Annotated in this window: 8 protein-coding genes; 6 read left to right on the forward strand and 2 right to left on the reverse strand. The window is 70.3% G+C overall.

The window, feature by feature from the left end; genetic code table 11:
- Window positions 1-133 precede the first annotated feature (133 nt).
- Genes E1267_RS14995 through E1267_RS15020 form a run of 6 tightly spaced genes read left to right on the forward strand, consistent with a single transcriptional unit; the run spans window position 134 to window position 8,948 of the window.
- The gene (locus E1267_RS14995) at window positions 134-1,549 is read left to right on the forward strand and encodes an L-fucose/L-arabinose isomerase family protein (protein ID WP_132333062.1); all 1,416 of its coding nucleotides are present in this window, start codon (window positions 134-136) and stop codon (window positions 1,547-1,549) included.
- Complete coding sequence (locus E1267_RS15000; protein ID WP_132333063.1) at window positions 1,539-3,974, forward strand: glycoside hydrolase family 172 protein; 2,436 nt, start codon at window positions 1,539-1,541, stop codon at window positions 3,972-3,974. The genes E1267_RS14995 and E1267_RS15000 overlap by 11 nt, the downstream gene beginning before the upstream one ends.
- Window positions 3,971-5,479: a sugar ABC transporter ATP-binding protein gene (locus E1267_RS15005; RefSeq protein WP_220449494.1), complete on the forward strand. Its 1,509-nt coding sequence runs from the start codon at window positions 3,971-3,973 to the stop codon at window positions 5,477-5,479. Before E1267_RS15000 ends, E1267_RS15005 begins: the two co-directional genes overlap by 4 nt.
- Window positions 5,476-6,534: an ABC transporter permease gene (locus E1267_RS15010; RefSeq protein ID WP_132333064.1), complete on the forward strand. Its 1,059-nt coding sequence runs from the start codon at window positions 5,476-5,478 to the stop codon at window positions 6,532-6,534. Before E1267_RS15005 ends, E1267_RS15010 begins: the two co-directional genes overlap by 4 nt.
- Window positions 6,531-7,508, forward strand: coding sequence for a substrate-binding domain-containing protein (locus E1267_RS15015; RefSeq protein WP_220449495.1), 978 nt, complete (start codon window positions 6,531-6,533; stop codon window positions 7,506-7,508). The genes E1267_RS15010 and E1267_RS15015 overlap by 4 nt, the downstream gene beginning before the upstream one ends.
- Complete coding sequence (locus E1267_RS15020; protein ID WP_132333065.1) at window positions 7,509-8,948, forward strand: FGGY-family carbohydrate kinase; 1,440 nt, start codon at window positions 7,509-7,511, stop codon at window positions 8,946-8,948.
- Window positions 8,949-9,012: 64 nt separating this feature from the next.
- Here E1267_RS15020 and E1267_RS15025 read toward each other — a convergent pair whose 3' ends face one another.
- Window positions 9,013-9,678 (reverse strand): IclR family transcriptional regulator, encoded by a 666-nt coding sequence (locus tag E1267_RS15025; protein WP_132333066.1) that lies wholly within the window; start codon window positions 9,676-9,678, stop codon window positions 9,013-9,015.
- A gap of 351 nt (window positions 9,679-10,029) precedes the next feature.
- On the reverse strand, window positions 10,030-10,697 hold a 668-nt coding region (locus E1267_RS15030; protein WP_165959623.1), incomplete at its 5' end, for a pectate lyase.

Here is a 10,697-nt window from a genome sequence, read left to right on the forward strand (position 1 = left end):
GGCTCCCGACACCGGCCTTTACTGTTGTCATTCTGTGACGTGAGGCGGCATTGACGGTTCCAGGGGTGCGATCTAGCTTGGGTGGAAATCGATTTCCGAGCAATCGATTTCCGAACCTGGAGGTCAAACACCCGTGGCACGTATCGGAGTGCTGAGCATCTCGGACGGACGCGACTTCGTCGCCCGCGATCTCGTGGACCACATCGGCGCCGCCACCACCGCCCTGGCGGAGGCGTTGCGCAAGGAGGGGCACGAAGTCATCGTGGCTCCGGAGATCGTGTGGACCAACGAGCTGGCCACCTCGCAGGCCCGCTGGCTGGCGGACCAGCGGCCCGACCTGACGATCTTCAATTACGCGGTCTGGGCCTTCCCGCATTTCACGATGCTCGCCGCCGAGGCCACCGCGGGCCCGCTGCTGCTCATGGCCAACATCGACCCCGCCCAGCCCGGCATGGTCGGCATGCTGGCCGGCGGCGGCGGTCTCGACCAGGTCGGCCGGGTGCACGCGCGGGCCTGGGGGGACATCGAGGACCCCGCCGTGCGGAACCGGGTGCTGACCGAGGTGCGCGCCGCCCAGGCCGTCCAGGGGCTGCGCGGATCGACGTTCGGCCGGATCGGCGGCCGGCCCATGGGCATGTACACCGCCGTCGCCAACACCGACCAATGGATGCGCACCTTCGGCGTGGACGTCGAGGAGATCGACCAGTGGGAGATCGTGCGCCGCAGCGAGAACGCGTCCCAGACCCGTGTGAAGGAGGCCCGAGAATGGCTCGAGACCAAGGGCAACGTCCACTACGACGGCAAGCAGCTCACGCCTGACCTGCTCGAACGTCAGATCCGTACGTACTACGCGATGCGCGAGCTCATCGACGAGTGGCGGCTGGACTTCTCCGGCATCAAGGGCCAGCCCGAGCTGACCACCCACTTCTGCACGATGGACATCGCCGAGGCCTTCCTCAACGACCCCTACGACTGGGAGGGGCCGAAGGAGACCCACGTCTGCGCGACCGAGGCCGACATGGACGGCGCGCTGAGCATGCAGATACTCAAGCTGCTGAGCGGCGACCCGGTCCTGTTCGCCGACGTGCGCCACTACCACGCCGACAAGGACGTGTGGGACCTGTGCAACTCCGGTCAGCACGCCACCTGGTACGCCGCCCGCTCCGACGACCCCGCCGAGAACCTGGCGAAGACCCACTTCTACCCCGAGGTGTTCTTCTTCCCCGCCGGCGGCGCCAGCGTGCACCACCTGGCCGCGCCCGGCGCCGCCACGTTCGCCCGCCTCACCCGCAGGGACGGCCGCTACCGCATGCACGTGATGCGCGGCGACTTCGAGCTGTACGACGACGCCACGAACGAGGCCATGGCCAGGCAGTCGACGTTCGAGTGGCCGCACGCCTTCACCAGGCTGCACGTGCCTGCCACCGAGTTCCTCGGGCGGTTCGGCTCCAACCACATCCACGCGGTGCCCGGCGACTACGTCGCCGAGCTGGAAGCGGTCTGCACGCAGCTGGGTGTCGAGTTCGAGGGGTTCGGCGATGCGGCTTAGGCGGCTTAGGCGGTTCAGGCGGCTCAGGACGACTCTGCTGGCCACCGTCGTGGCGGCCGGGGCGTTGTCGGCACCCGCGCAGGCACAGGCGCAGGCGGCGCCGGGCAAGGGCCCGGTCGGGTGGGAGGTCTACCGGCGGCTGGACCGGCTGCCGGAGCTGACGACCGGCGTGCAGACCAAACAATTCTCCAGCTTCGACCGCACGGCGGACAACAACGACGGGTTCGAGGGCACGTACTCGTGCCTGAGCACCTCGGAGAGCGGCTGTGTGCTCGCCGAGCACACCGGCGCCGGCGAGGTGCAGGCCCTCTGGTTCACCAGGGACGGCGGCGACGTCACCAAGACCGGCACGATCACCATCGAGCTCGACGGCCGCAAGGTCGTCGAGGCGAGCCTGCAGGACCTGGTGAACGGCGAACTCGGGGCGCCGTTCACCTATCCGCTCGTGGGCAACGCCGACCAGAGCTCCGGCGGCGTCTACGTCGAGGTGCCGATGCCGTACCGGAAGTCGATGCGCATCACCACCGAGCACAACCCGCTCTTCTACCACGTCTCCTACCGCACGTTCGCCGACGCGGAGGGCGTGCGCACGTTCGACCCGTCCGACAAGGCACGGGACGTCATCGACCGGCTCAAGGCCGGCGGCGACCCCAAGCCCGCGCTCCCGGGAGCTCGCACCCAGGACACCACGATCGACCTGGCCCCCGGCAGGTCGGTACGGCTCGCCCGCACGCAGGGCTCCGGCCTGCTGTCGCAGGTCAGGGTGCGGCTGCCCCAGGCCGAGCAGGTCCTGCCCGAGACCGAGGCCGACGAGGGGCGGGCGTTCGGCAAGGGAGGCTCCAGCGAGTTCACGGTCGCGATCGACCCCGGCAACGACGGGGTGCGGCTGACCCGGCGCATCGACCCGGCCATCGGCAAGCAGGTCGCCAAGGTGCTGGTGGACGGCGAGGAGGTGGCCCAGTGGCCGCCGAGCACGACCGGTGCCTCGGGAATGTGGGCCGAGGAGTCCGTCGACCTGCCGGCGAGCGCGACCAAGGGCAAGTCGAAGATCACCGTCAAGAACGTGTTCCACTCGTCGGACCTCGACTACAACGAGTTCACGTACTGGGTGGACAGCGGCGGCGAGCGCACGGACACCGTGGACGTCGGCGACGCGGCGGACGAGGCTGCGCACGGCTACACGATCGCCGGGCAGACCTGGCAGGGCGAGCGGACCTTCGCCTTCCCGATGGAGGAGGAGCAGCTCGCCAGGGTCAAGGCCGCGCAGGAGGTGCTGCAGAAGCTACGGCTGAGGATCACCTTCGACGGCGAGCGCACCGTGGACGCGCCAGTCGGCGAGTTCTTCGGCAGCGGGCACGCCATGATGCCGGTCAAGTCGCTGATGTACGCCGTCGACGCCGGGACGAGCACGATGTCGGCCTGGTGGCCGATGCCGTACAGGAAGGGCGCGACGGTCGAGCTGCACAACGGTTCGGGGCGGGCCATCGACGGCGAGGCGTCGGTCACGTCGGCCAACCACCCCATGGCAGGAAATATCGGTTATTTCGGCGCACAGTCGCATGCCGGCGCCACCACGCCCGGCAAGAGCTGGCCCTTCCTCAAAGCCACCGGCCAGGGCAAGTTCGTCGGCGTCAGCCACACCATGCGCGGCCCGACCAACCGCAACTACCTGGAAGGCGACGAGCGCGTCCACGTGGACGGCTCGCGCACCCCGCAGATCCACGGCACCGGCAGCGAGGACTTCTACCAGGCGGGCTGGTACTTCAACCGGGAGACCTTCAACACCCCCTTCCACGGCAATCCCGTGCACCTGGCCCCCGCCACCGGCTGCCCGGGCGAAAGCGACTGCACCAGCGCCTACCGGCTGATGATCGGCGACGCGGTGCCGTTCGGCAGCTCGATCACGTTCGACATCGAGCACGGCTGGACCAACAACGTCGAGGGCGTCTACTCCTCCACCGCCTACTGGTACGGCTCGGGCAAGGCCTCCATTAGGCGGACCGACGCCCTGACGGTCGGCGACCCGGCCAGCGAGCGGGCACACGGCTACACCGGCGAGGGCGAGGTCACGACGCTGGAGTCCGCGTTCGAAGGCGACCTGAAGAACGCCGACACGATGAAGGCCACCCAGCGGGTCACCGAGCGGCCGCACTCCTTCAAGCTGCGGATCGAGCGCGGCAACAACGGCGTCGAGCTGCGGCGTACGAGTGACCAGAGCCGTGCCGGCCAGCGCGCCGAGGTCACCGTCAACGGACGCCGGCTGCCCGACTGGGTGCAGCCGCTCGGCAACGAGAGCCGCAGGTGGCTGGAGGACACCTACCAGATCCCGGCCAGCGCGACCTGGGGCGGCGGCGAGATCACGGTCCGGCTCACGCCGAAGACGCCCTGGTCGGCCGCCTCCTACACCGCCTGGAGCCTGCGGTGACCGTTCTGACGATGCGGGCCATCGGCAAGTCATTCCCGGGTGTGCGGGCCCTCGACGGGGTCTCGCTCACCGTGGCGGAGGGCGAGGTGGTGGCCCTCCTCGGAGAGAACGGCGCCGGCAAGTCGACGCTGATGAACATCCTGGCCGGCGTGTTCAAGCACTACGAGGGCGAGATCGAGATCGGCGGACGGGTGGCGCACATCCACTCGCCCAAGGACGCGCGCCGCCACGGGATCGCGATGATCCACCAGGAGCTCAACCTCGTGCCGGAGCTGTCCATCGCCGACAACATCTTCCTCGGCAGGGAGCGCGCGATCCTCGACAGGAAGGCCATGGAGGCGCGGACCGCGGAGCTGCTGCGCGGTCTCGGCCTCGACCTGTCGCCGCGCCGGCTCATCAAGCAGTGCAAGATCGCCGAACGCCAGCTCATCGAGGTGGCCAAGGCGCTGTCGCAGAACGTGCGCGTCCTGGTCATGGACGAGCCGACCTCGGCCCTGGCCGACGCGGAGGTGCGGCGGCTGTACACGGTCATCCGCGACCTGACCGGCCACGGCGTGGCCGTCATCTACATCTCGCACCGCCTGGAGGAACTGGAGGAGATCGCGGACCGGGTGGTGGTGCTGCGTGACGGCGCCTACATCGGCGAGCGCTCCGAGGTCGACCGCGACGAGCTGATCCAGATGATGGCCGGCCGCCCGCTGGGCGAGCTGTTCCCTCGGGCGGACGGCGGCGGGAGCGGCGAGGAACTGCTGAAGGTCGAGGGGCTGTCGGTACCGGGCGAACCCGGCTCGGGCCGCACCCCGTTGCGCGAGATCAGCCTGTCCGTACGGGCGGGCGAGATCGTCGGCGTGGCCGGCCTGATGGGCGCGGGCCGCAGCGAGCTGCTGGAATCGATCTTCGGCCTGCACCGGCCGACCGCGGGCTCGATGAGTCTCGGCGGCCGGCCGTACCGCCCGCGACGCCCCAAAGGCGCGATCCGGCGCGGCGTCGCCCTGGTCGCCGAGGACCGTAAGGCGCAGAGCCTGGTGCTGGGCAACACCATCGCCTTCAACGCCAGCCTGCCCTCGCTCGGGCGGTTCCTGCGCTTCGGAACCGTGGACGCCCGCCGCGAGCACAGGGCCGTCGAGCGGCAGGTGAACGAGCTGCGCGTCAAGACTCCCGGCACCAGGTTCACCGTCGGGAACCTGTCCGGCGGCAACCAGCAGAAGGTCGTGCTGGCCAAGTGGCTGCTGACCTCGCCGTCGCTGATCCTCATGGACGAACCCACCCGCGGCATCGACGTCGGGGCCAAGGCGGAGATCCACGCGCTCATGTCCTCGCTGGCCGCCGGCGGCAAGGGCGTGCTGGTCGCCTCGTCGGAGCTGCCCGAGCTGCTCGCCATGTGCGACCGGATCCTCGTGTTGTGCGAGGGCCGGATCACCGCCGAGTTCTCGCGGGAGCAGCGGCCCACGCAGGAGGCGATTCTCGAAGCCGCCATGGCACGACAAAAGGTGACGACCCTATGACGGCCACGACCGAGCCGCCCCCGCCCGCGAAGGCGCCGGGCGAAAGCCGGCTGCGGCGCACGTTCTCCGCCCTCGGCGCGGCGCAGGCCTACATCGGCCTGGTCCTGATCCTCGCGGTCGGGATCGCGACGAAGGGCGAGGTCTTTCTCAACGAGACGAACCTCACCAACGCCGTCGGCGCCTTCGCCTCGCGCGGCATCCTGGCCGTCGGCGTCACGCTGGTGATCCTCACCGGCGGCATCGACCTGTCGGTCGGCTCGCTGCTCGGCATCGCCTCGATGACGGCGGCGATGATGTTGTCGAAGTACTCCCTGGAGCCGTGGCAGATCGTGCCGATCTGCATGGTGGTGGGCGGACTCTTCGGCTTCCTCAACGGCGCGGGCACGGCATGGCTGCGCATCCAGTCGTTCGTCATGACGCTGGCCATGCTGTCCGTCGTACGCGGCCTGGACCGGCAGGTCAGCGACAACGTCAGCGTCGGCACCCAGATCGCGGGGCCCGACGGGAAGCTGACGCCGCAGGCGGAGGCGTTCCAGCTGTTCGGCACTCCCGGGCACAACCTGTTCGACCGGATCTACTATCCGGTGCTGGCCTTCGTCGTGGTCTGCGTGGTCTTCCACCTGATCCTGACGAAGACCAGGTTCGGCCGGCACGTGTACGCGGTCGGCGGCAACCCCACCGCGGCCCGCTTGTCCGGCGTCAACGTCACGGCGATCACGATCGCGGTGTTCACGCTGTCGGGCATGCTCGCGGGGTTCGCCGGGCCCATCGACGCCGCCTACAGCGCCTCGGCCGATCCGCAGGCCGGGCAGTCGTACGAGCTGGACGCCATCGCGGCCGCGGTCATCGGCGGCGCGTCGCTGGCGGGCGGCAAGGGCACCATCGCGGGCACGTTCGTCGGCGCCCTCATCCTTACGCTGCTGGACAACGTGCTGGGGCTCAACGCGGTCAGCGACAACTGGCAGCTCGTCATCAAGGGCCTGATCGTCGTCGTGGCGGTGGTCCTGCAGCGCCCCGATCTCTTCAAGTTCTTCCGAGGAGGGTCTCGATCGTGAAGAAGGCCATCACCGTCGCGCTCTGCGCGGTTCTCGCCGCGGCGTGCGCGTCCAAGGCGCCCGGCCCGTCCACGTCGGCCGACGGCGGTGAGAAGAAGAAGTTCGTCGTCGGTTACTCGCAGTCGAACAACGCCGAGCCGTACCGGGCGCAGCTCAATCTACAGCTGCAGCACTATATGAAGAAATATCCGGACATCGAGCTGCTGCCGATCGCCGACGCGAAGCAGTCGAGCGCCACGCAGGTCTCCCAGGTCCAGAACTTCATCACGCAGAAGGTCGACGCGCTCATCGTCTCGCCCACCGAGCCCGCGCCGCTGACGGCGGCCGTCGAGCAGGCGTGCCAGGCCAAGATCCCCGTCATCATCCTCGACCGCACGGTGAACACCGACTGCTACAGCGCCTTCATCGGCGGCGACAACGTGCTCATCGGCGAGAAGGCGGGCGAGGAGGCGGTCAAGCTGCTGCCCGACGGCGGCAACATCGTCGAACTGCGCGGCATCATGTCCAACCAGCCGCAGATCGACCGCGACAAGGGCTTCCGCGAGGCCATCGCGGCCAACCCCAAAATCAAGATCATTGCGGATCGCGAGGGCAAGTGGCTGAAGGAGCAGGCCACCCCTATCATGCAGCAGTGGCTGGCGCAGCACGAGAAGATCGACCTCGTGTACGGGCACAACGACCCCATGGCGCTGGGCGCCTACCTGGCGGCCCAGGCCGCGGGCAAGGCCGGGCAGATCAAGTTCATCGGCATCGACGGGCTGGCCATCCCCGACGGCGGCATCCGCGCCGTGCAGCTCGGGCAGCTCTCGGCCACGTTCATCTACCCGACCGGCGCGGAGGAGGCGGCCGCGACCGTCAACAAGATCCTCCACGGCGAGAAGGTGGAGAAGAAGCAGGTGCTCGGCACCACGCAGGTCACCAAGGACAACGCGGCCGAGCTCTACAAGAAGTACGACCTGTCAGGGCAGGGCTGAATGTTCCTCGGCATCGACATCGGCACCTCCAGCTCCAAGGGGGTGCTGGTGGCGCCCGACGGGGCGGTGGTGGCCACGGCGGTGCACGAGCACCGCACCGCCACGCCCAGGCCCGGCTGGTTCGAGCACGACGCGGACGAGATCTGGTGGGCCGACTTCCTGGCCATCACCCGTGAACTGGCCCGCCCCGGCGTCGCCGCCGTCGGGATCAGCGGCATCGGGCCGTGCGTGCTGCCCTGCGACGCCGGCGGCACCCCGCTGCGGCCCGCCATCCTGTACGGCGTGGACACCCGGGCCACCGCCGAGATCGCCGCCCAGACCGAGCGGTACGGCGAAGCCGCGATCATGGAAAGGTGCGGGTCGCCGCTCACCTCGCAGGCGGCCGGGCCGAAGCTGGAGTGGCTGCGGGCCCGCGAGCCCGGCGTGTGGGAGCGCACCCGGCGGATGTTCATGGCGCACTCGTGGCTGGCCTACCGGCTGACCGGCGCGTACGTGCTCGACCACCACGCGGCCAGCCAGTGCACACCCCTCTACGACACCCGCGCCCACACGTGGATCACCGAGTGGGCGGACGACATCGCGCCGGGCCTCGAACTGCCCGAACTGGCCTGGAGCGGGGAGGTCGCCGGCACGGTCACGGCCGCCGCCGCGGCGACCACCGGGCTGCCCGCCGGCATCCCGGTGGTCGCCGGAACCATCGACGCCTGGGCGGAGGCGTGCAGCGCGGGCGTCACCGCGCCGGGCGACGTGATGCTGATGTACGGGACCACGATGTTCATCGTCGAGGTGCTCGCCGCACGGGCCGCCTCTCCGCAGCTGTGGGGCACGGTGGGGATCGCGCCGGGGACGTACAACCTGGCGGCCGGGATGGCCACCTCCGGGGCGATCACCGGGTGGCTGCGCGATCTGACCGGCGCGTCGTTCGAGGACCTCACCGCCGGGGCCGCCGCCATCGGGCGGGGCGCGGAGGGGCTGCTCATGCTGCCGTACTTCGCCGGTGAGCGCACGCCCGTCTTCGACCCGGACGCGCGCGGCACCCTGATCGGGATGACCCTGCGGCACGGGCGCGGCCACCTCTACCGGGCGGCGCTGGAGGCCACGGCCTTCGGCGTGCGCCACAACCTGGAGACGATGCGGACCGCGGGCGGGACGGGCAGGCGGCTGGTGGCGGTCGGCGGCGGCACGCAGGGCGGGCTGTGGACCCAGATCGTGTCGGACGTGCTGCAACAGCCGCAGGTGCTGCCCGCGCACACAGTCGGGGCCGCGTACGGCGACGCCATGCTGGCCGCGCGGGCGTGCGGCGTGGCGAGCGAGGGGTGGAACCCGGCCGTCGCCACGGTCGAGCCCGATCCCGGCGCGGCCGGCGACTACGACCGGCTCTACCACCTCTACCGCGACCTCTACCGGTCGACCCGCCACATCGCCCACGCACTCGCCTGAGCGGGCCGGACCCGAGCGGCTCGGCGAGCGGGCGGGCGTACCGGACGAGCTTCGTGGGAGGCCGTCAGCCGGACATGATGAGCTTCTCGATGCGCTCGGCGCCCGCCACGACGAGGTCGCCGTACTGGTGGCCGGGCCCTTCCGGGCCGACCCGCGACAGCGGGGCGGACAGGCAGAGGGCCGCCACCACCTCGTCGTTGAGCCGGACGGGCGCGCTCACCGAACTCAGCCCCAGCATGCGCTCGGAGACGCTTTCGAGCCAGCGCCGCTCGGGATGCGCGGGGTCCGGCGGGTCACCGGCCTCCAGGATGCGCGCCGCCGAGCCGCGCGCCGCCAGCGGCAGGCGCGAGCCGACGGGCAGGGAGGCGCGCAGCTCGGCCTCGGACTCCGCGCAGGCCACGCAGAGCCGGTGGTCGCCGCGGCGCACCCAGATGGCCGCCGTCTCCCCCGTGCGCGCCCGCAGATCGTCGAGCACGGGGCCGGCGACCGTGATCAGCCCCGAGGAGGTGAAGCGCCTCCCGACGTGGTAACGCCCGTGCCGGTCGCGCCGCAACAACCCGTGCTTGACCATGGACGCGGCCAGCCGCTGCGCGGTCGGGACGGACAGGCCGAGGTGGCGGGCCAGCTCGCTGGCGCCCATCGGGGCACGCTCGACGGTGTCGAGGATTGCCACCGCCCGGTCGATCACCCCGACCCCCGTGACCCGGCTATCCCGCTCGTCATCCCTCACGTCACGACCTTAGCTCCGCCGGGCAGGCCGCGCCACGACACCGGTCGGTTCCTGATCCCGGTGAGCGTCACGCCGCCGACGAGGCACCGCCGCAGCAAGAGCCCGGCGAGCGGCGCACGTGCCGGACGCGCCGTCGTGCCGCTCCAACCACGCGCGGGCGGGCCCGCTGACTCCGGCGTACAGGAAGGAAGCTCTGCCGGAGCGTCTCGTCGCGCGTCCGGTCCTGGAGGCGGTGGATGTGGTCGAGCGACGATCGAGCGTTCCGGTGGCTCACGTGCCCCCTCCCCCGGTCCCTTTCCTGTGAGGAAAGTAGGCGCACGGGCCCCGAGCGTTCCCGGGACCCCGCGAGAGCTAGCGCCAGGTGATGTCGGAGGAGGAGTAGAGGCAGTTCACGCCGTCGGCGCCCTCTCCGATCTTCTCCGGTTCGTCACCCTTCGGAACGCCCCGGTACTTCTCGCAGATCGTGGTGTCGTCGCCGTACACCGTGATCCTGCTGAAGCGGGCCGTGTCGCCCCAGTTCGTGTTGATGCCCGCCAGCACGTCGGTGGAGCGGGCGGTGACGCCGTCCATGACCACGTGGCGCTGGTAGGAGCTGGAGCAGTTGCCGCAGGCGCGGTAGAGCTTGCCCGCGTTGTGCGCCTGGAAGTCCCTGATGGTCAGCGTCCCGGCGCCGTTGTGCTGGAACACCTTGTCGGAGGCGGACCTGGCGCCGCCACCGTCCACCAGGTACGTGGCCGACGAACTGGACGACCTGAACGTCGCGGCGTCCTCTCCGACGTCGTTCCACCACACGTTGCGGATCGTGCACGAGCCCTCGCAGTGGATGCCGTCGCCGGCCGGGGCGTCGATGATGACGTTCTGGATGGTGCCGCCGTTGCCCACCACGAACATCGGGTCCTGGCTCTCGCTCTGGCCGCCGTCGCCGATGCCGTAGTAGCGCTTCATGCCGCCGTCGAAGAACGTGCCGACGTCACGGGTCTCGGTGATGTGCACGCTGCCGGTGTCGGAGGGCCACTCGC

It is taken from the genome of Nonomuraea longispora, from assembly GCF_004348345.1.
In the GTDB taxonomy this organism is placed as follows: domain Bacteria; phylum Actinomycetota; class Actinomycetes; order Streptosporangiales; family Streptosporangiaceae; genus Nonomuraea; species Nonomuraea longispora.

Excerpts from the sequence above, each read along its gene's own strand:
- E1267_RS15000 (WP_132333063.1), top strand. The coding sequence starts at position 1,539 with ATGCGGCTTAGGCGGCTTAGGCGGTTCAGGCGGCTCAGGACGACTCTG.
- E1267_RS15010 (WP_132333064.1), top strand. The coding sequence starts at position 5,476 with ATGACGGCCACGACCGAGCCGCCCCCGCCCGCGAAGGCGCCGGGCGAA.
- E1267_RS15020 (WP_132333065.1), top strand. The coding sequence starts at position 7,509 with ATGTTCCTCGGCATCGACATCGGCACCTCCAGCTCCAAGGGGGTGCTG.